This is a genomic window from Streptomyces sp. NPDC005898 (genome assembly GCF_040629635.1).
Taxonomy (GTDB): Bacteria; Actinomycetota; Actinomycetes; order Streptomycetales; family Streptomycetaceae; genus Streptomyces.
The window spans coordinates 32,321-52,410 of record NZ_JBEXWC010000025.1 but is presented as its reverse complement, the minus strand read 5'-3'; the positions used below and the strand labels follow the sequence as shown (position 1 = coordinate 52,410).

The window sequence follows — 20,090 nt, the reverse complement described above, 5'->3', positions numbered from 1 at the left end:
GCCGAAGCCGGCCCGCACATAAAAGAGACCTAAGGCGCGCACAGTGGGCCAAAGGTCCTTCAATAGTGCATCAGGCGTTGGGTCACCATACGACACGGCAGGGATGCATATGGAAGGACTTGAGAGATGGATCACAGGTTTCACTGCAACCAACAGCACACAATCAAAGGTGTTCCTCAGGATCGCATCCCATAGCCGCAGGCGTTCCCCCGCACTGTGCGATCACCGCACAGCCCCCGTCCGGTCCGGACTACCATCACCCCATGACCCGTGTACTGCTCGCCGAGGATGACGCGTCCATCTCGGAGCCGCTGGCCCGCGCCCTGCGCAGGGAGGGTTACGAGGTGGAGGTGCGTGAGGACGGCCCGACCGCTCTCGACGCCGGACTCCAGGGCGGCGTGGACCTGGTCGTACTCGATCTGGGGCTGCCCGGCATGGACGGCCTGGAGGTCGCGCGCCGGCTGCGCGCCGACGGGCTCACGGTGCCGATCCTCATCCTGACCGCGCGCGCCGACGAGGTGGACACCGTCGTCGGCCTGGACGCGGGTGCCGACGACTACGTGACCAAGCCCTTCCGCCTCGCCGAGCTGCTGGCCCGGGTCCGGGCCCTGCTGCGGCGCGGCGCCACGGAGCACAAGGAGGCGCCGTCCACGCACGGCGTGCGGATCGACGTCGAGTCGCACCGCGCCTGGATGGGCGACGACGAACTCCAGCTCACCGCCAAGGAGTTCGACCTGCTCCGGGTCCTGGTGCGGGACGCGGGCCGGGTCGTCACGCGCGATCAGCTGATGCGCGAGGTCTGGGACACGACGTGGTGGTCGTCCACCAAGACGCTGGACATGCACATCTCCTGGCTGCGCAAGAAGCTGGGTGACGACGCGGCGAATCCCCGGTACATCGCCACCGTGCGGGGCGTCGGTTTCCGCTTCGAGAAGAGCTGAGTCTCGCCGGGGGCGGTTTTTCGGGCGGCCCCTGGAGTGCCCCTCAAGGGGCGCGGGGAACTGCGCGCGCAACCGGGGCGCCGGGCCGCACCCGCCGAGACACCGCCGTGGGGCAGCCGCCTCTGCGGGCTTTCCGTCGAGGGGACGCCGCGGGCCGGCTGTGGCTGGTCGCGCAGTTCCCCGCGCCCCTGGGGGGTCGCACCTAGGGCGTTGTGCGCGGGTGCCGCCCCTGGGGGGTGCCCCTAGGCGTCAGGCGCGGGGAGTTTTTGGGCGTCGGGCGTCGCCCATGACATGGGGGGGATCCGCGACACTGAGTAGATGCGTCGCCGACTGATCAACTCCACCCTCGCCGTCGTCCTCGTCGTGATCGCCGTCTTCGGCGTGAGCCTCGTCATCGTGGAGACGAGGACCATCAGCAGCAGCGCCCAGGAACGCGTGGACTCCGAGGCCATGCGCCTCGCCAGCATCGTCGACAGCCGGCTCATCAGCCAGGAGCGGATCACCTCGGCCATCCTGCGCGACCAGGTCGCCACCGCGCGCTACGCCCGCATCGAGATCCCCGGCCGCTCCTCCATCGAGATCGGCAAGCGGCCCGACGGTGACGTGATCAGCGCGACCCGCCCCGGCGAGCAGGGCGAGAGGGTCACCGTCCAGGAGCCGCGCGCCGCCGTCACCCGGGAGGTCGGCCGCACCCTGCTGATCATCGCCGCCGTGGCGCTGCTCGCCATCGTCGCCGCCGTACTGCTCGCCGTGCGCCAGGCCAACCGCCTCGCCTCGCCGCTCACCGACCTCGCGGAGACCGCGGAGCGCCTCGGCTCCGGTGACTCCCGGCCCCGCCACAAGCGGTACGGCGTGCCGGAGCTGGACCGGGTCGCCGACGTCCTGGACGCCTCCGCCGACCGCATCGGCCGCATGCTCACCGCCGAGCGGCGCCTGGCCGCCGACGCCTCGCACCAGCTGCGCACCCCGCTGACCGCGCTGTCCATGCGGCTGGAGGAGATCACCGTCACCGACGACCTGACCACGGTGAAGGAGGAGGCGACGATCGCGCTGGCCCAGGTGGAGCGGCTCACCGACGTCGTGGAGCGGCTGCTCACCAACTCCCGCGACCCGCGCACCGGCTCCGCCGTCGCCTTCGACCTGGACGAGGTCATCAAGCAGCAGCTGGAGGAGTGGCGGCCCGCCTACCGCAGCGCGGGCCGCGCCGTCGTCAGCTCCGGCAAGCGGCACCTGGAGGCGGTGGGCACGCCGGGCGCGGTGGCGCAGGTCCTCGCGGCGCTGATCGAGAACTCCCTGATGCACGGCGGCGGCACCGTCGCCCTGCGCACCCGCGTCACCGGCAACCAGGCGGTCGTGGAGGTCACCGACGAGGGTCCCGGCGTACCGCCCGACCTCGGCGCGCGGATCTTCGAGCGGACCATCAGTGGCCGCAACTCCACGGGCATCGGCCTCGCCGTGGCCCGCGACCTGGCCGAGGCGGACGGGGGCCGCCTGGAGATGCTCCAGACGAAGCCGCCGGTCTTCGGGCTCTTCCTGTCGCGTACGCCGATCTCCGCGGCGGAGACCATGGCCGAGACCGTCAGGTGAGCGCCCGCTCAGCGCGCGCGGCGCGCCACGGACCGCTCGTCCGGGTCCTGCCCTAGGGACGGCTCCTGCCTCAGGGACGGCTCCTGCCTCAGGGACGACTCCTGGCTCAGGGACGACTCCTTGGCCAGGAACGATTCCGCGTGGGCGACCGCCTCGCGCGCGGGCAGCGCCTTGAACACCCACGTGCGGTACGACCAGAACCGGAAGAGCGTGGCGATGCCCATGCCGAGGAACTTGAAGAAGTTGGCCTGGAGCCTGCCGTCCCAGCCGAACCAGTACGTCGCCGCGTAGAGCACGCCGTTCTCGATCACCAGGCCGACCGCGCTGAACAGCAGGAACAACGTGAGTTCCTTGGTGCGCCCGCTCTTGTCACGGTCCTTGTACGTGAAGTAGCGGAACCCCACGTAGTTGAAGACGATGGCGACCAGCGTGGCGATCACGCTCGCGCGCACCACGTGCAGATCGGTCACATGCCGTACGAGGTTGAAGACACCGAAGTTGACCAAGGTGCCGACCGCTCCCACGGCCCCGAACTTGGCGACCTCCCGGGCCAGCTGGTCCAGTCGCACGCGCAGTGCGCCCCGTTCCGTCATGGTGGTCGCCCCAGCCCCCGTCGATTCGTACCGGACGCCGCGGCCCGGTCGTGTACGCGCCGACGGATAGGTGATTCGGTCATGTCGACCCAGCCATGCTAACCAGCGTGCTCCACGGCCGCGCGCGGGCCCGCGACGACGGCGGCGCCGCTGTGCCGGGAGGGGGCCCGCGCGGCCCGGGGGGAACGCCGTTCCCGGGTGGCCGGGAAGGGCCGATACCCTGGGGGTGTGACGTTCCCGGTAGTCGGCATGGTCGGCGGCGGTCAGCTCGCCCGCATGACCCACGAGGCGGGCATCCCCCTCGGCCTGAAATTCAAGCTCCTCAGTGACACCCCGCAGGATTCCGCGGCGCAGGTCGTCGGCGATGTCGTGATCGGCGACTATCGCGACCTGGACACGCTGCGTGACTTCGCGCGGGGCTGCGATGTGATCACCTTCGATCACGAACACGTACCCACCGAGCACCTCAGGGCCCTGGAGGCGGACGGCATCCCCGTGCGTCCGGGGCCCGACGCGTTGGTGCACGCCCAGGACAAGGGCGTGATGCGCGTGAAGCTCACGGAGATCGGCGTGCCGTGCCCGCGCCACCGGATCGTGAGGGACCCGGCCGACGTGGCCGCCTTCGCGGCCGAGGGCGACGGCTTCCCGGTCATCCTGAAGACGGTGCGGGGCGGCTACGACGGGAAGGGGGTGTGGTTCGTGCGTTCCGTCGAGGACGCCGAGGACCCCTTCCGGGCCGGCGTCCCGGTGCTCGCCGAGGAGAAGGTCGACTTCGTGCGCGAACTGGCGGCGAACGTCGTCCGCTCGCCGCACGGCCAGGCCGTCGCCTACCCCGTAGTGGAGTCCCGGCAGGTCGACGGTGTGTGCGACACCGTCATCGCCCCGGCGCCCGGCCTGAGCGAGTCCCTGGCCGGCGAGGCGCAGGAGCTGGCGCTGCGCGTCGCCGACGAGCTGGGCGTGGTCGGCCACCTCGCCGTGGAGCTGTTCGAGACGCGCGACGGCCGCATTCTCGTCAACGAACTGGCGATGCGCCCCCACAACTCCGGCCACTGGACCCAGGACGGCGCGATCACCTCGCAGTTCGCCAACCACGTACGGGCCGTCCTCGACCTGCCCCTCGGCGACCCGCGCCCGCGCGCCAAGTGGACCGTGATGGCCAACGTGCTGGGCGGCGACTACCCCGACATGTACGCGGCGTACCTGCACTGCATGGCCCGGGACCCGCAACTCAAGATCCACATGTACGGCAAGGACGTGAAGCCCGGCCGCAAGGTCGGCCACGTCAACACCTACGGCGACGACCTCGACGACGTGCTGGAGCGCGCCCGTCACGCAGCCGGCTACCTCAGAGGAACGATCACCGAATGACCTCCCCCGTTGTTGGCATCGTCATGGGCTCCGACTCCGACTGGACCGTCATGGAGGGTGCCGCCAAGGTCCTGGACGAGTTCGAGATCCCCTTCGAGGTCGACGTCGTGTCCGCGCACCGCATGCCGCGCGAGATGATCGCGTACGGCGAGCAGGCGGCGGACCGCGGCCTCAAGACGATCATCGCGGGCGCGGGCGGCGCCGCCCACCTGCCCGGCATGCTGGCCTCGGTGACGCCGCTGCCGGTGATCGGCGTCCCCGTCCCGCTGAAGTACCTGGACGGCATGGACAGCCTGCTCTCCATCGTGCAGATGCCCGCGGGCGTCCCGGTGGCGACGGTCTCGGTGGGCGGCGCGCGCAACGCGGGCCTGCTCGCGGCCCGCATCCTCGCCGCGCACGACGGCGAACTCCTCACCCGTATGCGGGAGTTCCAGCAGGAACTGAACGACCAGGCGACGGAGAAGGGCAAGCGGCTGCGCGCCAAGGTCGAGGGAGCGGGTGCCGGATTCGGCTTCGGTCCGGGAAAGTGAGCACATGACTTCCGCCGGTGACCCCGCGATCTCCCTCGGCGCCCCGCTCGACGCGGCGCGCGCTCTCCTCGCCGACTTCCCCGTCGTCGACGGGCACAACGACCTGCCCTGGGCCCTGCGCGAGAAGGCGGGCTACGACCTCGACCGCCTCGACATCGCCTCGGACCAGACGGGCAGCCTGCACACCGACCTGGCCCGGCTGCGCGCCGGCGGCGTCGGCGCGCAGTTCTGGTCGGTGTACGTCCGCACCGATCTGACGGGCGACGCGGCGGTCAGCGCCACGCTCGAACAGATCGACTGCGTCGAGCAGTTGCTGGCCCGCCACCCGGCGGACCTGGCCCGCGCGCTGACGGCGGCGGACATGGAGCAGGCCCGGAGCGAGGGCCGCATCGCCTCCCTGATGGGAGCCGAGGGCGGCCACTCCATCAACAACTCCCTCGCCACGCTGCGGGCGTTGCACACGCTCGGCGTGCGCTACATGACGCTCACGCACAACGACAACATCGCGTGGGCGGACTCCGCCACGGACGAGCCCGGGGTCGGAGGCCTGTCCGCCTTCGGCCACGAGGTCGTGCGCGAGATGAACCGCGTCGGCATGCTGGTCGACCTCTCGCACGTGGCGGCGACGACGATGCGGGCGGCGCTGGACACCTCGGTGGCGCCGGTGATCTTCTCGCACTCGTCCTCGCGGGCGGTGTGCGACCACCCGCGCAACATCCCCGACGACGTCCTGGAGCGGCTGCCCGCCAACGGCGGCGTGGCGATGGCGACCTTCGTGCCGAAGTTCGTGCTCCAGGCGGCGGTCGACTGGACGGCGGCGGCCGACGAGAACATGCGCGCGCACGGCTTCCACCACCTCGACACCACGCCCGAGGCGATGAGGGTCCACGCGGCCTTCGAGGAGTCGACGCCGCGCCCGATCGCGACGGCGGCCACGGTCGCCGACCACCTGGACCACATGCGCGAGGTGGCGGGCATCGACCACATCGGCATCGGCGGCGACTACGACGGCACGGCGTTCACGCCCGCCGGCCTGGACGACGTCGCGGGCTACCCGAACCTGATCGCGGAACTGCTCACCCGAGGCTGGTCGAGGCCGGACCTCGCCAAGCTGACGTGGCAGAACGCGGTACGGGTCCTGGGCGCGGCGGAAGACGTGGCCAGGGACGAACAGTCCCGCAGGGGCCCGTCCGTGGCCACCTTGCAGCAACTGGACGGCTGACCCACCCGCACGCAGATGGGGGTGCCACCCGAGCGGGCGGCACCCCCATCGACGTATGCCCCGCGCCCTCGTGGATCTGGGTGCCTTACAGCTAGTGGGCGAGCGCCCTGACTCGTACCCAACAAGTTATGCGGGTACGTGACTAAAGGGCGGGCCAGCCTTGTGTCGTGGGAATGACCATCCGTAGCTTGCTGACCACACCAGACCGGAGGGGGTCTCAGTGGACGTATTACGGATGATCGCGGGCGGTCCGTGCAGGAGCGATGACGACGACAAGTGCGGCAACGGCGACTGCCCGACCGTGTACGAGACACCGGAGCCCGGGATGTTGGCGATCCGGGGCTACGACGTGACCCACCCGACGCCCGATGGCGAATCGGTCGTGCTGATCCCGGAAGAGATCCTGAAGGAGGCGGCCCGTGCCCGTGGATGGCTCTAGCCCCGTGCTGCTCGACGGCGACGCGTGGCGGGCGTACTTCCGCGACTTCAGGCGTTCCGCCTTCCGGCTCGAAGTGCACCAGACGTACACCATGCCGGCCGAGGCTGAAACGGTCCGCGACTTCCTCGCAGGAGCGGCGCAACCGGAGGGGTTCAACGCAGCGTGGCATCAGACGATCCGGGACCATGCGGCGGCCGGTCGGACAATGACCCGCGCCAAGATCGTGCACCGTCCGCTCACCCCGTACAGCCGGTACCTGTTCGAGTGGTGCATCCCCGGCAACGTCGTGGCCGGGGAGGACTACCAAATAGTTGATCTGACCGACCGCCCGAACCCTGGACTGCCGGAACAGGACTTCTGGTTGTTCGATGAATCGACGGTCGTCCACCTCAACTACCGCCCCGATGGCACGCAGATCAATCGGGAACTGATCCAAGAACCGGACATCGGTAAGTACCTCGCCTGGCGTGATCTCGCCCTAGAAAGTGCCGTGCCGTTCAGTGCCTATCGAACCTGAAACGCAAGCACGGGAACGGAAGGATTTGGCGGAGGCCCTTCGGGGTCTCCGCCGTGCTTCCGGCCTGAGTGGCGAGCGCTTGGCGCTGCGCTGCAACATGAGTCAGAGCAAAATCAGCCGGATCGAAACCGGACGAGCGCTGCCCACAGTGATCGACGTGGAGCGCATCCTGAAAGCTCTTGCGGTCCCTGATGAAGTCGCCGACGAGCTTCTACGGCTGGCACGTCGAGCAAATGTGGATTACGCATCTTGGCGCGCATACGCTCGCGTTGGGCTCTATCACAAGCAAGCCGAGTTGAAGGCGCTTGAGTCGTCCTCGCGCGTGATGCGGCACTTCCTCCCGGCTGTCCCGACCGGCCTCCTGCACGTCCGTGAGTACGCCGTTGAGACGCTGACGCCCATGGTGGCCAGCGATCCGGCCAGGGACGTTGCCAGGGCCGTGCAGGCCCGCATAGACCGGCAAGCGATCCTCGATGACTCGTCCCGCTCCTTCTGGTTCCTGCTGACGGAACAGGCCGTGAAGTGGCAGCGGGCGAGCCTCGGAGCCATGGCGGCGCAGTGTGCGCATATGGCGGAGGTCAACCGGAAGCCCAATGTGGAGATTGGGATAGTTCCACAAGGCGTACAGGTTCCGGGTACCCCGATGAATATCTTCGTCGTCTACGACGACCGCCTGGTGACGGTCGAACTGTTCTCCGGGGAAGTGGTTCTGCGTGATCCGCGCGATGTCACTCAACACTTGAATCTGTTTGATTTGTTCTGGTCGCACGCACTGACGGGCGAAGCCGCTTCAGCGTTTCTGGTCGAAGCGTCGGAAGCGTTTATGCGTCAACGTAACTAGCCCTTCCTTAGGTCTCGTTGGCGCCCGAGTATGGATTCATGGCGAGCGAAGCGAAGGCCCGCACGCGGCCCCGGTGTCGCGGTGGTGTCCAAGCTCTTCCACACGGCCTGAGACGGCCGCTCTCCTCCACGACTTCCGCCCGGCACGGGCGGGGGGACAGTCCCGCCCGTGGACTGTCGTCTACTCAGGAAGGCACACGATGATCGACCTGTACGAACTCCCCATCTCCGAGACCGCCGTGTTCAACAAGGCGTGCGGCGGTCCCTGCACCGAAGGGTGCGTCACCCTCACCAAGATCGGTGAGGACGCTTGGGCACTGGGCGACAGCAAGAAGCCCAACATGACGCCGCTGCGCTTCACCACTGAGGAACTGGACGCGGCCGGTATCGACCCGGCCCGCTTCACCGTCTCCGCCTGACGGTCACCCTCTCCCACCGGTCTCCGTCCCCCTCCGACAGGCGGAGACCGTTCGGACTCCACTCCCTTGCACACCCCGAAGGGCAACCAACGGTGCACCACCATGGGTATCTGTGGACCGGTCCCAGAGAACGGTTCGACCAGGAGGGAAACCGGAGGCCCCCGCATCCCAATCCGCCTCCCCTGCCAGCGGGCGAGGACGACAAGGACGGCCACAAGCTCAATCAGCGCTACCGAGAAGCCGCGGCCGAGTTCCGTTCGGGCGACCTGCCTCCGATGGAAACGGCCCTCTGGCTCATGAAGCCCCCCGCTCTGATCCAAGCAACGTGGGACGAGCCAAAGGAAGCTGCCGCATGGCTTGGGGATCGGCTTGCCGAGTACGCACTCCGGTTCATGTCCGACGCTGATCGTGACAGCACTCGCCTGGCGATACTGGTCAACTCCGCTGCTGAGCGTCTCGGTTGGGGCGGAGACGTGTCGCACGGCTTCTACCTGGAACGCCCCTCGTTCCTGTCCCTGGCTCTGGTGTGCTGTTCCCCGAACCGCGCTGCTCCGGGATTGGACTGCCCGAAGCAGTAGAACCCGCAGCAACAAAGCCCCGGCCCGGGTTAGAGGAGTGCTCGGAAGGGGTTGGCGTCGAGCGGTTCCGGGTGTTTCGGTTCCGGCCTGCGCTCTGGAGCCTGGGCGGGCGGCCAGCGCCTCGATGCTGACGCCCGGCGCGGATGACCTCACCGAAGGTCCGGCGGAAGTCGCCTGACAGAGCCCACGCGAACGGCCCCCGGCAGAGAGCCGGGGGCCGTTGCATGTGTGCAGGTGAGAGGCGGTTTCCCGCGCAGCTTCAGCCTGGGATTTACCCAGCATGACGCCCATGATCGGCCCGAAACGGTCCTGAACGGACCGGAAGCCGATCATGGCCCGACAGCCACCAAAATAGGCGGCTGACCTGCGAGAACCCAGTTACGGCAGGTTCCTCGCCATGACGATGCGCTGGACCTGGTTCGTGCCCTCGTAGATCTGGGTGATCTTCGCGTCCCGCATCATGCGCTCCACGGGGTAGTCCCGCGTGTAGCCGTAGCCGCCGAGGAGCTGGACAGCGTCCGTGGTGACCTCCATCGCGACGTCCGAGGCGAAGCACTTGGCGGCCGCGCCCTGGAAGGTGAGGTCCTTGTCGCCGCGCTCCGACTTGGCCGCCGCCGCGTACGTCAGCTGACGTGCCGCCTCGATCTTCATCGCCATGTCGGCGAGCATGAACTGGATGCCCTGGAAGTCGGCGATCGGCTTGCCGAACTGCTTGCGCTCCTGGACGTAGCCCTTGGCGTAGTCGAGGGCGCCCTGCGCGATGCCGAGGGCCTGCGCCGCGATGGTGATGCGGGTGTGGTCCAGGGTCTTCATGGCGGTCGCGAAGCCCGTGCCCTCCTCGCCGATCATGCGGTCGGCGGGGATGCGGACGTTGTCGAGGTAGACCTCGCGGGTGGGGGAGCCCTTGATGCCGAGCTTGCGCTCCGGGGCGCCGAAGGAGACGCCCTCGTCGGACTTCTCCACGACGAAGGCGCTGATGCCCTTGGAGCGCTTGGTCGGGTCGGTGACGGCCATGACCGTGTAGTACTCGGAGACGCCCGCGTTGGTGATCCAGCGCTTCACGCCGTTGAGGACGTAGGAGTCGCCGTCGCGGACCGCCCTCGTCTTCATGCCGGCGGCGTCCGAACCCGCGTCCGGCTCGCTCAGGCAGTACGAGAACATGCCCTCGCCCTTGGCGAGCGGCGCCATGTACTTCTTCTTCAGCTCCTCGGAGCCGGAGAGGATGACCGGCAGCGAGCCGAGCTTGTTCACGGCCGGGATGAGGGAGGAGCTGGCGCAGACGCGGGCCACTTCCTCGATCACGATGACGGTCGCCAGGGCGTCCGCGCCCGCGCCGCCGTAGCTCTCCGGCACGTGCACGGCGTGCAGGTCGTTCGCCACCAGCGCGTCGTGGGCCTCCTGCGGGAAGCGGGCCTCCTCGTCGACCGCGGCGGCGAACGGCGCGATCTTCGCCTCGGCCAGCGAGCGGATCGCGTCCCGGAGCATGTCGTGCTCCTCGGACGGGCGGTACAGGTCGAAATCAGCCGATCCGGCCAAGGTCTCTCACGCTCCATGGATGCTAATTACCGTTAAGTAACCCAATTTTAGTGGTGTCACCCCTGCGACGGATACGTGAGCTTGGCGACAGCGGGAATCGTGCCCGGTGAGCGGCCCGGATACGCCCGACTATGCTCGGTCAGCGCACGCAGCCGTCAGCCCCGCAGACCCTCTGGAGCACCGCATGGCCCTCAAGATCACCGTGATCGGCACCGGCTATCTCGGCGCCACGCACGCCGCGGCCATGGCCGAACTCGGCTTCGAGGTCCTCGGTCTTGACGTCGTGCCGGAGAAGGTCGACATGCTCCAGCGGGGCGAAGTGCCCATGTACGAGCCCGGCCTCGCGGAACTGCTCCGCAAGCACGTCGCCGGCATCGAGGGATCCAGCGGCCGGCTGCGCTTCACCATGGACCCGGCGGAGGTCGCCGAGTTCGGTGACGTCCACTTCATCTGCGTGAACACCCCGCAGAAGCACGGGGAGTACGCGTGCGACATGTCGTACGTCGACGCGGCGGTGGAGTCACTGGCCAAGCACCTGAACAGGGCCGCCCTGGTCGTCGGCAAGTCCACCGTGCCCGTCGGCAGCGCGGACCGGCTCGCGGCCCGCATCCTGGAGCTGGCCCCGGCGGGCGACGCGGTCGAGCTGGCGTGGAACCCCGAGTTCCTGCGCGAGGGCTTCGCGGTGCAGGACACGCTGCGCCCCGACCGGATCGTGGTCGGCGTGCGCAGCGAGCGCGCCGAGAAGCTGCTGCGCGAGGTGTACGCGACGCCGGTCGCCGAGGGCTCGCCCTTCGTCGTCACCGACTTCCCGACGGCGGAGCTGGTGAAGACCTCCGCGAACTCCTTCCTCGCCACGAAGATCTCCTTCATCAACGCCATGGCGGAGGTGTGCGAGGCGGCGGGCGGCGACGTCGTGAAGCTCGCCGAGGCGCTCGGCCACGACGACCGGATCGGCAAGAAGTTCCTGCGCGCCGGGATCGGCTTCGGCGGCGGCTGCCTGCCCAAGGACATCCGCGCCTTCATGGCCCGGGCCGGCGAGCTGGGCGCCGACCAGGCCCTGACCTTCCTGCGCGAGATCGACTCCATCAACATGCGCCGGCGCGGCCAGATGGTCGAGATGGCCCGCGAGGCGCTCGGCGGCGGCTCCTTCCTCGGCAAGCGGGTCGCGGTGCTCGGCGCCACCTTCAAGCCGGACTCCGACGACGTCCGCGACTCCCCGGCGCTCAACGTCGCCGGGCAGATCCACCTCCAGGGCGGCCAGGTCACCGTCTACGACCCCAAGGGCATGGCCAACGCCCGTCGGCTCTTCCCCACCCTCGGCTACGCGGACACGGCGGTGGACGCCGTGCGCGGCGCCGACGTCGTGCTGCACCTCACGGAGTGGCGCGAGTTCCGCGAGCTGGACCCGGCGGCGCTCGCCTCCGTGGCGGCCGCCCCCGTCATCCTGGACGGCCGCAACGCGCTGGACCCCGAGACCTGGCGGGCGGCCGGCTGGACCTACCGCGCGATGGGCAGGCCGGCGGCCTAGCGAGGCACCGCAGGGCCCCGTCGGCCCAGCTGGCAGGCGTCACCGGCCCAGCGAGGTGATCACCGCAGGGCCAGCGGTGTCTCCGCCTCGACGCGGGACAGCTTCTCCGGGTTGCGCACGAAGTAGAGGCCGGTGATCCGCTCGCCGTCCTCCGCGACGCGGACCGCCATGACGCCGTCCAGCTCCCCGTCCAGGCGTACGAGGAGCGCGGGGCTGCCGTTGACCACGGTGGGCTCGGTGGTGATCGTGGCGCCGGTCTTGGCGGAACCGCCGAGGTAGAGGCGGGCCACCTTCAGGGCGCCGATGATCGGCCGCAGCGCGGCCTGCTTGATGCCGCCGCCGTCGCTCACCAGGACGACCTCCGGGGCGAGCACGTCGAGCAGGTTCTGCAGGTCCCTGGTCTCCAGGGCCCGCTGGAAGGCGTCCAGGGCCGCCCGCGCCCGGCGCGGGGAGGCCCGCTGGCGCGGGCGGCGGGCCTCGACGTGCAGGCGGGCCCGGTGGGCGATCTGGCGCACGGCGGCGGGACTCTTGTCGACGGCGGCCGCGATCTCGTCGTAGCCGATGTCGAAGGCCTCGCGCAGCACGAAGACGGCGCGCTCGGTCGGGGAGAGCGTTTCGAGGACGAGCATCATCGCCATCGACACGCTCTCCGCCAGCTCGACGTCCTCGGCCACGTCCGGCGCGGTGAGCAGCGGCTCGGGCAGCCACTGGCCGACGTAGGCCTCCTTGCGGCGCTTGAGGGTGCGCAGCCGGTTGAGCGCCTGCCGGGTGGTGATCCGGACGAGGTAGGCGCGTCGGTCGTCCACCTGCTCCAGGTCGACCCCGGCCCACCGCAGCCAGGTCTCCTGGAGGACGTCCTCGGCGTCGGCCGCCGAGCCGAGCATCTCGTAGGCGACGGTGAACAGGAGGTTGCGGTGGGCGACGAACGTCTCGGTCGCGGGATCGACGGGGTGCTCGCTCATGGCTCGACGTCCTCATCGTGGGCGGGTCGTTGGCAGGTCGTAGGCAGGTCACCGGCAGCCGAATGATCTTGCCTTACCCGCCGGTGTCCGGTCAGGCGCTTTGCTCGACGGGCGCGGACGTCCCGCCCTGCCCGGCACCGGCCTGGAGCACCCGGCGGCGCCTGGTGTCACCGGGGATGCGGTGCAGCCGGTAGGCGCCCGGCTTGCTCCCCTCGTCGGCCAGGTGCTTGAGGACGCTCGAGCAGATGGCCTCCTTGACCTTCGCGCCCAGGCCGCCGTCGATGTGGAAGCCCACCGCCACGTCGGACCTGTTGGCGAACTGGAAGATGCCCTCGTCCCGGCCGAGGCTGACGCACTGCGCCCCGAACGGCTGCTTGAGGTCGGCGGGCCGTTCGCCGGCGAGCCGGCTGAGCACGGTGTCGGCGGCCCGCGCGCCCATCGGCATCGCGGCCTGGCAGCTCATCCGCAGCGCGAGCCCCGAGGGCACCGCCGCGTCCCCGGCCGCGACGATGCGCTCGTCGTCCACGCTGGTCAGCGTCTCGTCCGTGAGCAGGCGGCCCAGGGCGTCGGTGCGCAGCCCGCTCCGGGCGGCCAGGTCCGGCACGCCGAAGCCGACGGTCCACACGGTGACCCGGCTCGGCAGCTCGCGGCCGTCGGCGAGCCGTACGGCGTCGGGGGTCACCTCCGTCGCCTTCGCGCCGGCGCCGTCCAGCACGACGACCCCGAGCCGGGCCAGGCGCGCGGCCACCGACCGGCGGCCCTTGGGGTGCAGGTAGGGGCCGAGCAGGCCGCCGCAGACCAGGGTCACGGCCCGCCCCGCCTCGGCCAGTTCGGCGGCGGTCTCGATGCCGGTCGGACCGGCTCCGACGACCGTCACCGGGGCGGTCTCGGGTGTGGCGTCGAGGACCGGCCGCAGCCGCCGCGCCTCCTCCAGGGAGGCGAGGGGGTGGGCGAACTCGGCCGCTCCGGGCACGCCGGGGTCGGCGCTCGCGCTGCCGACCGCGTAGACGAGGTAGTCGTAGGCGAGCGTGCCGCCCGAGGCCAGGGCCAGGGTCCGGCCCGGCGCGTCGATCCGCTCCACGGAGTCGACGACCAGCCGCACGCGCCCGGCCAGGACCTCGCGGTACTCGACGACCGCCTCGCCGGTCCCGCCCACCAGCTGGTGCAGACGGATCCGGTGCACGAAGGACGGGCGGGGGTTGACCAGCGTGACGTTCACATCGCCGCGCAGGGTCAGGCGGTTGGCCGCCATCACGCCGGCGTAACCGCCGCCGATCACGACCACATCGGTGTTCTCAGCCATGGTGTCTCTCCTCCGCTTCAGGGGTTCGACCTCAAGACACCGGACCCCGCACGGCTGTGACCGAATGTGACGGGCGTCACTTCCATGGCTGTGCTGTGTGGCGACGGAGCCCGCGTGTTTACGCCGATCCGCGTGGGCACCCGTTCTGCCTCTGTGCCTGTTGAGCCTGCCGAGAAGGAGGAGGAGTCATGAGCGACCAGCACGACGGCGCCCCCATCGCCCGCCTGCACAACATCGTCTTCGACAGCCCGCGCCCCCGCGAACTCGCCGAGTTCTACGCCGCGATCCTGGGCGGCACCATCGAGGGCGACGACGACTGGGTCGACGTGGTGGCCGACGGCCGCGTCAAGATGTCGTTCCAGCGGGTGCCCGACCTGCGCCCGCCCGAGTGGCCGCGCGCCGACCTCAACGCCCAGCAGATCCACCTGGACCTCGACATCGGCAGCACCGACGAGGAGCTGGCGGCCGCCCAGGAGAAGGTGCTCGCCCTCGGCGCGCGCCCCCTCGACCTGGACGACGACGGGGGCAAGCGCGACTTCCGCGTGTACGCCGACCCGGCGGGGCACCCGTTCTGCCTCTGCAAGTTCCCCTGACGGGGAAGCCCCTGCGGGCCCTAGCGGGGATGCCCCGTGGGGGTCCTGACGGGGATGCCCCGTGGGGGTCCTGACGGGGAAGCCCCCGTGGGGCCCTGACAGGGAGGTCCCGGAGCGCCGCTAGCCGTCCAGCCGCTCCATCTTCGCCGTGGAAGCCGTCCTGCGCTCCCGCGTCGCCCGGGCCGTGAAGTCCGTGCTGCGCAGGACGCGTTGGAGGTTCCCCCAGGTGAGCCCGGCCACCTCGGCCTCGGTCCAGTCGCGTTCGAACAGCTCGGTGATCAGCCGCGGATAGCCCGATGTGTCGTCCAGCCCCTCCGGGTGCTCCTCCGGGGTGTCGTACGTCCCCGACAGGCCGACGCACTCCGGTCCCGCGACCCGGCGCACATGGTCGAGGTGGTCCGCCACCTCGCGCACGGAGGCGCCGGTCCGCCCGGCGGCCAGCGGCACCATGCACAGCCCCTTGGCGGCGCCCACCTCGGCGAGCAGCTCGTCCGACAGGTTGTCCCGATGGTCGCGCAGGGCGAGCGCCCCGGAGCGGGCGAAGATCGCCGGCGCCTTGGAGATGGCCAGCACCCGCCGCACCGTCGCCTCCGACGCGCCGGACAGGTCCGCGAGGATGCCGAGCCGGTTCATCTCCCGCACGACCTCCTCGCCGAAGGCCGACAGGCCGCCCGGCCCGGCCCACGCCGTGCCGCGCAGGGTGAGCGCGCACAGGCCCAGGCTGTGCAGCGAGCGCAGCGTGCCCAGCGAGTCGCCGATCGCCACCCCGCGGGCGGGGCCGATCAGCGTGGCGATGCGGCCGCAGTTGCGGGCGTCGGTGACCTCCGAGGCGTCCCGGGCGAGCCGCAGTCCCTCGGGGTGCGCCCCGACGACGTGCTTCACGAGGTCGATCTGTTCGAGGGTGGCCCGCACGACGCGGTCGGCGTCCAGCCGCTCCGGCACGTACACGGACCAGAGCTGGGCCCCGACCCGCCCGGCGCGCAGCCGCGGCAGGTCGCTCTCCAGGCCGCTGTCGCCCGTCTCGAAGTCGTACCAGGGAAGGTCGCGCAGCGCCCCCGGCAGGCCGCAGTACCCGTCGGCGACGGGATGCTCGCCGAGCACGGCGCGGGCTCGCGCGTAGGGGTCCTTCGCCCACGCGGGCCCCGTGTCGTCCGCCCGTACGGGCCCCGGGCCGACGGAGTCGGCATCGCTCGGCGCCCCGGCGGGCGGGTCGGGCCGGGGGCCCGGCCGGGAGTCGTCCGGGCCGGGGGCCTCGTCGAGCTTCCCGGCCTCGGCGGTGGAGTTGATCTCGTCCTGCAGGTCTGCCATGGCAGGGCTCCGGACGTCGGGGGTAGCAGGTGTGCACCACCGTGACACGCCGGAGCCCGAGGGTCGCGACGGAGGGGCCGTTCGGAGTACGGCGAAGGGCCCCTTCCGGGCTCAGTTGCCCGCGACCGTCACCTTGTCGTCGTTGTTCAGCTGGTTGACCAGCTGCTTGACCTTGGCCTTGTCCCACAGGAGGTTGCCGCCCGCCGAACCGGCGATCGGCATGTTCATGGACTTGCCGTCCCCGCCGGTGACGCCCTTCATGGCCCAGAACATGGACGCCACGTCCATCAGACCCATGTCCTTGTCGACGATCAGCGTGTCCAGGCCCGCGCTCATCGTGGGGTAGAGCTTGAAGGGGTTCATGACGGTGCCGGGCGTCGCCGCCTGGTTCGCGAGGGCCGCGAGGAACTTCTGCTGGTTCTTCGTGCGGTCCAGGTCGCTGCCCGGCAGCGCGTAACGGGTGCGGACGAAGGCGAGGGCCTGCTCGCCGTCGAGGGTCTGCTTGCCCGCCTCGAAGTCGGCGCCGGACTTCTTGTCCTTGAAGCCCTTGGGGATGTCCAGCTCCACGCCGCCGACCGCGTCCACGATCTCCGCGAAGCCGCCGAAGCCGATCTCGGCGTAGTGGTCGATGCGCAGGCCGGTGTTGTACTCGACGGTCCGCACGAGCAGCTCGGGGCCGTCCTCCGCGTAGGCGGCGTTCAGCTTCGTCTGGCGGCCCTGGTTCGGGTAGAGCTTGCCGGACTCGGCGCCCTTGAAGGAGGGGATCGTCACGTTCGAGTCGCGGGGCAGCGAGATCATCGTGTTCCCGCCGTCGTCCGCGACGTGCAGGATCATCATCGAGTCCGTGCGCTTGCCGTCGGCCGAACCGGTGTGGAGCCGCTTCTTGTCCTCGTCGGACATGCCCTCGCGGCTGTCGGAGCCCACGATCAGGTAGTTCGTGCCCGCGCCGCCCTCGGGCCGCTCGATGACCTTGGAGAGGTCGACCTCGCGCTTGAGCTTGCCGTCGGCCCAGAAGTACGTCGCCACGGACGTCACGAGCAGCACGGACACGAGGGTGATCGAGCCGATCTTGATGCGGCGCCGCCAGTCCGGCGCGGGGCGCGGGCCACGCGACCGCCCCTCGATGCCACCGCCCCGGCCTGCGCCACCGCCCCGGCCGGAACCCGAGGCCGGCTGGCCGTACACCTGGCCGGTGTTGTAGCCGCTGTCGTGGCTCTGGCCGTACGCGTCCCGGCGCGGGGCGCGGGGCTCGAAGACCTCGTCGCGGGCGTCGCCGTACGGCTGCCCGTCGCCGTGGCGCTCGCCGTGTCCGTCGTCGTACGCGGGCTGCTGCGGGACGCCACCGGGCGGCGGCCCGGCGGGGCGGGCGGGGCCGCCGCGCTGGATGTGGCGCATCACGCGGGCGCCGTCGGGCTGGGAGTCCCCGCTGCCGCGGCCGTAGCCACGGCCGCCCGCCTGATTGTCTGGCCAATCGCTCATGTGGCCCAGTGTGCAGTGCCGGACCGCGCCACATACAGGGAGGTCGACAATTCGGGCCCGGCCTGTTGCAGAGCTGATGCAAAGCGACCGGGGACGGCACGTCCATCCGCCCGGCATAGGGTGGAGGGCATGACTGATCAGGCCTCCCGCCCGGCGGCGTCCGGCGCCGCGGAACGCGACCGGGCCCCCGAGGCGGTTCCGGGCAAGCCGACCTCGGCGTCCCGCACCACACTCAGCCACATCATGACCCACAACGACACCAACCTCCTCGGCACGGTGCACGGCGGTGTGATCATGAAACTGGTGGACGACGCGGCCGGCGCCGTCGCCGGGCGCCACTCGGGCGGGCCCGCGGTCACCGCGTCGATGGACGAGATGGTCTTCCTGGAACCGGTCCGCGTAGGGGACCTCGTCCATGTGAAGGCCCAGGTCAACTGGACCGGACGCAGCTCCATGGAGGTCGGCGTGCGGGTTCTGGCCGAGCGGTGGAACGAGTCGACGCCCGCCCAGCAGGTCGGCTCCGCCTATCTCGTCTTCGCCGCCGTCGACGCGGACGGCAGGCCCCGGACGGTTCCGCCGGTGCTGCCGGAGACGGATCGCGACCGCCGCCGCTACCAGGAGGCCCAGATCCGCCGCACCCACCGCCTCGCCCGCCGCCGGGCGATCAAGGAGCTGCGGGAGGCGCGTGCCGCGGAAGGCTTCGACGACTGAGGCCGGCGCCGGAGTGGCTACGGGCAGATGACCTCGTCGCCGGTGACCGCTCCGAACTCCCCCTGGAGTTCGTCCTCCGCGCGCACCGGGCGTACCGCCTTGAAGTCCTTGCCCGCGATCACCTTGAGCACCGCGCCCTGCCGCTCGACCTGGCGCATCTCGCAGCCCGGCAGAGCCGTCGCGAGGGTCTTCGCCGAGCGGTCCCAGCGCGGGTCGTAGGCGACGACGGTCCGCGGGAACGGTGCCGTCGCCGCGTTCGGCGCGTCCGTGGGCAGGCCCGTCGTGCGGAACCCGGTGGCCCGCAGCTCCGCGTCGACACGCTTGCCGAGCCCCGGCGCCCCCGAGCCGTTCTCCACCTGCACCTGGATCTGCTGCGGTGAGACGTCCACCAGCGCGGCCTTGGAGCGGCCGCGGTGCGCGGCCAGCGGGCGGTCCTCGCGCAGCGCCTCGAACAGCTTCGCGGACTTCACGGGATGCCACTTCAGCGTCGAGCCGATGCCCGGCAGCACCTGCGCCTGGATGCTCAGCGGCACGGTCGTGAACTCGGAGGACGACGGCGAGAAGCCCCGCATCGCCTGCCCGAGGGCCAGCATGTCGCTCGTCCCGAAGCCCTGGTCGGCCCGCACCGAGCCGAGGAGCGTGCGCGTCACGTCGCGGAACTTGACGGGGTTCAGCAGCACGCCGCTGCTGGTCGCCTTGGCGATGAGCGCCGCCAGGAACCGCTGCTGGCGCTGCATCCGGCCGAGGTCGGAGGCCCCGTCGACGTACCGCGAACGCACGTACTGAAGGGCCTCGCCGCCGTTCATGGCGTGCGAGCCGATCCCCATGTTGAGGCCGGTCTTGGGGTCGACCAGGTTCTTGGCGGTGCAGATCTCCACGCCGCCGACCACGTCCACGGTCTTGATGAAGCTGGTGAAATCGACCTCCAGATAGTGGTCGATCTTGACCTTGGTCATGTGCTCCACCGTGCGCACCGTGAGGTTCGGCCCGCCCTCCGCGTACGCGGCGTTGATCTTGTTGGGGTGCGGGCGGTGCTTCTTGCCGGTGATCCGGTCGGTGTGCGCGGGCAACTCGGCGTAGGAGTCCCGGGGCAGGCTGACGACGCTGGCGCGGTCCTTGTCCTCCGAGATGTGCACGATCATGATCGTGTCGGTGCAGTGGCAGGGCGCGCCGCCCAGGCGGTACTTCCGCTTGTCCGCGGGGGAGATCTTGTCGCGGCCGTCGGTGCCGACGAGCAGGACGTTCATGCCGTGGCCCGAGGCGGGCCTGTTCTTCATGTCCTTGAAGGCGTCGACCCGCTTGATCCCCGTGTCGAGACCGGTGACCACGGTGTGCCCGATCCCGGCCGCCGCGAGCACCGCCACCGAGCACGCGGTCGTGACCCGCATGGCCCAGCGCGGCCGCCGTTTGCCCCGCGCGGCCGGCCTGCGTGCGGGCGGCCTGTGGCCCTGCGGCTGCGGGCGGCGCGGCGGGGGAGCGGGGTGGCGGGGCGGTGTGGGCACGTGGGGGACACCTCCGCGGAGACGGGCGATGGCTGCGGGCGGACGGCGGGAGCGGCGGGAGCGGCACGATCGGGGACGGGGGCGGGGCCGGCCCGGGACGGGAGCGGGGGAACCCGAGAAACGTAAGCCCATAC

At 70.7% G+C, this 20,090-nt stretch carries 20 protein-coding genes; 13 read left to right on the top strand and 7 right to left on the bottom strand.

Annotated elements, in window-relative coordinates; genetic code table 11:
- The first annotated feature begins 263 nt into the window (after positions 1–263).
- Both ABZ385_RS27195 and ABZ385_RS27190 read left to right on the top strand, forming a co-directional pair.
- On the top strand, positions 264–941 hold the full coding sequence (locus tag ABZ385_RS27195) for a response regulator transcription factor (RefSeq protein ID WP_055534262.1): 678 nt from the start codon (positions 264–266) through the stop codon (positions 939–941).
- Between the two features lie 318 nt (positions 942–1,259).
- Complete coding sequence (locus ABZ385_RS27190) at positions 1,260–2,528, top strand: ATP-binding protein (RefSeq protein WP_358587417.1); 1,269 nt, start codon at positions 1,260–1,262, stop codon at positions 2,526–2,528.
- A gap of 8 nt (positions 2,529–2,536) precedes the next feature.
- On the opposite strand, the gene ABZ385_RS27185 is transcribed toward ABZ385_RS27190, so the two are convergent.
- Entirely contained in the window at positions 2,537–3,121 is a 585-nt protein-coding gene (locus tag ABZ385_RS27185) for a GtrA family protein (RefSeq protein WP_358587414.1), read from the bottom strand.
- A gap of 249 nt (positions 3,122–3,370) precedes the next feature.
- Here ABZ385_RS27185 and ABZ385_RS27180 point away from each other — a divergent pair, with 249 nt between their 5' ends.
- The 8 genes from ABZ385_RS27180 to ABZ385_RS27145 all read left to right on the top strand — a co-directional run bounded on the left by ABZ385_RS27180 (position 3,371) and on the right by ABZ385_RS27145 (position 9,034).
- Positions 3,371–4,489 (top strand): 5-(carboxyamino)imidazole ribonucleotide synthase, encoded by a 1,119-nt coding sequence (locus ABZ385_RS27180; RefSeq protein WP_358696917.1) that lies wholly within the window; start codon positions 3,371–3,373, stop codon positions 4,487–4,489.
- Complete coding sequence (gene purE / locus ABZ385_RS27175) at positions 4,486–5,019, top strand: 5-(carboxyamino)imidazole ribonucleotide mutase (RefSeq protein ID WP_358587412.1); 534 nt, start codon at positions 4,486–4,488, stop codon at positions 5,017–5,019. The genes ABZ385_RS27180 and purE overlap by 4 nt, the downstream gene beginning before the upstream one ends.
- 4 nt (positions 5,020–5,023) lie before the next feature.
- Positions 5,024–6,241 carry a dipeptidase gene (locus ABZ385_RS27170; protein ID WP_358696908.1) on the top strand — a complete coding sequence of 406 codons (1,218 nt, stop codon included), beginning with the start codon at positions 5,024–5,026 and terminating at the stop codon, positions 6,239–6,241.
- 220 nt (positions 6,242–6,461) lie between these two features.
- Positions 6,462–6,680 carry a hypothetical protein gene (locus tag ABZ385_RS27165; protein ID WP_358913610.1) on the top strand — a complete coding sequence of 73 codons (219 nt, stop codon included), beginning with the start codon at positions 6,462–6,464 and terminating at the stop codon, positions 6,678–6,680.
- A 4-nt stretch (positions 6,681–6,684) separates the two neighbouring features.
- Positions 6,685–7,197, top strand: coding sequence for a DUF6879 family protein (locus ABZ385_RS27160; protein WP_358913639.1), 513 nt, complete (start codon positions 6,685–6,687; stop codon positions 7,195–7,197).
- Positions 7,181–8,038 carry a helix-turn-helix transcriptional regulator gene (locus ABZ385_RS27155; protein WP_358913609.1) on the top strand — a complete coding sequence of 286 codons (858 nt, stop codon included), beginning with the start codon at positions 7,181–7,183 and terminating at the stop codon, positions 8,036–8,038. Before ABZ385_RS27160 ends, ABZ385_RS27155 begins: the two co-directional genes overlap by 17 nt.
- 199 nt (positions 8,039–8,237) lie before the next feature.
- Complete coding sequence (locus ABZ385_RS27150) at positions 8,238–8,456, top strand: DUF397 domain-containing protein (protein ID WP_358913608.1); 219 nt, start codon at positions 8,238–8,240, stop codon at positions 8,454–8,456.
- A gap of 92 nt (positions 8,457–8,548) precedes the next feature.
- Positions 8,549–9,034 carry a hypothetical protein gene (locus ABZ385_RS27145; protein WP_358913607.1) on the top strand — a complete coding sequence of 162 codons (486 nt, stop codon included), beginning with the start codon at positions 8,549–8,551 and terminating at the stop codon, positions 9,032–9,034.
- A gap of 378 nt (positions 9,035–9,412) precedes the next feature.
- On the opposite strand, the gene ABZ385_RS27140 is transcribed toward ABZ385_RS27145, so the two are convergent.
- Positions 9,413–10,570: an acyl-CoA dehydrogenase gene (locus tag ABZ385_RS27140; protein ID WP_358587403.1), complete on the bottom strand. Its 1,158-nt coding sequence runs from the start codon at positions 10,568–10,570 to the stop codon at positions 9,413–9,415.
- Positions 10,571–10,754: 184 nt separating this feature from the next.
- On the opposite strand from ABZ385_RS27140, the gene ABZ385_RS27135 reads away from it, so the two are divergent.
- On the top strand, positions 10,755–12,098 hold the full coding sequence (locus tag ABZ385_RS27135) for a UDP-glucose/GDP-mannose dehydrogenase family protein (RefSeq protein WP_358587401.1): 1,344 nt from the start codon (positions 10,755–10,757) through the stop codon (positions 12,096–12,098).
- Positions 12,099–12,157: 59 nt separating this feature from the next.
- Here ABZ385_RS27135 and ABZ385_RS27130 read toward each other — a convergent pair whose 3' ends face one another.
- Both ABZ385_RS27130 and ABZ385_RS27125 read right to left on the bottom strand, forming a co-directional pair.
- Complete coding sequence (locus tag ABZ385_RS27130; RefSeq protein ID WP_358913606.1) at positions 12,158–13,060, bottom strand: RNA polymerase sigma-70 factor; 903 nt, start codon at positions 13,058–13,060, stop codon at positions 12,158–12,160.
- Positions 13,061–13,151: 91 nt separating this feature from the next.
- On the bottom strand, positions 13,152–14,363 hold the full coding sequence (locus tag ABZ385_RS27125; RefSeq protein WP_358913605.1) for an FAD-dependent oxidoreductase: 1,212 nt from the start codon (positions 14,361–14,363) through the stop codon (positions 13,152–13,154).
- Between the two features lie 188 nt (positions 14,364–14,551).
- Between ABZ385_RS27125 and ABZ385_RS27120 the strand changes: the two genes are divergently transcribed.
- Complete coding sequence (locus tag ABZ385_RS27120) at positions 14,552–14,956, top strand: VOC family protein (RefSeq protein WP_358587396.1); 405 nt, start codon at positions 14,552–14,554, stop codon at positions 14,954–14,956.
- Between the two features lie 120 nt (positions 14,957–15,076).
- On the opposite strand, the gene ABZ385_RS27115 is transcribed toward ABZ385_RS27120, so the two are convergent.
- Together ABZ385_RS27115 and ABZ385_RS27110 are read right to left on the bottom strand one after the other, a co-directional pair.
- Positions 15,077–16,264 (bottom strand): dipeptidase, encoded by a 1,188-nt coding sequence (locus ABZ385_RS27115; RefSeq protein WP_358913604.1) that lies wholly within the window; start codon positions 16,262–16,264, stop codon positions 15,077–15,079.
- A gap of 111 nt (positions 16,265–16,375) precedes the next feature.
- Complete coding sequence (locus tag ABZ385_RS27110; RefSeq protein WP_358698271.1) at positions 16,376–17,743, bottom strand: LCP family protein; 1,368 nt, start codon at positions 17,741–17,743, stop codon at positions 16,376–16,378.
- A gap of 129 nt (positions 17,744–17,872) precedes the next feature.
- Between ABZ385_RS27110 and ABZ385_RS27105 the strand changes: the two genes are divergently transcribed.
- Positions 17,873–18,454, top strand: coding sequence for an acyl-CoA thioesterase (locus ABZ385_RS27105; protein WP_358913603.1), 582 nt, complete (start codon positions 17,873–17,875; stop codon positions 18,452–18,454).
- Between the two features lie 17 nt (positions 18,455–18,471).
- Here ABZ385_RS27105 and ABZ385_RS27100 read toward each other — a convergent pair whose 3' ends face one another.
- Positions 18,472–19,956 carry an LCP family protein gene (locus tag ABZ385_RS27100; RefSeq protein WP_358913602.1) on the bottom strand — a complete coding sequence of 495 codons (1,485 nt, stop codon included), beginning with the start codon at positions 19,954–19,956 and terminating at the stop codon, positions 18,472–18,474.
- Positions 19,957–20,090: the final 134 nt, after the last annotated feature.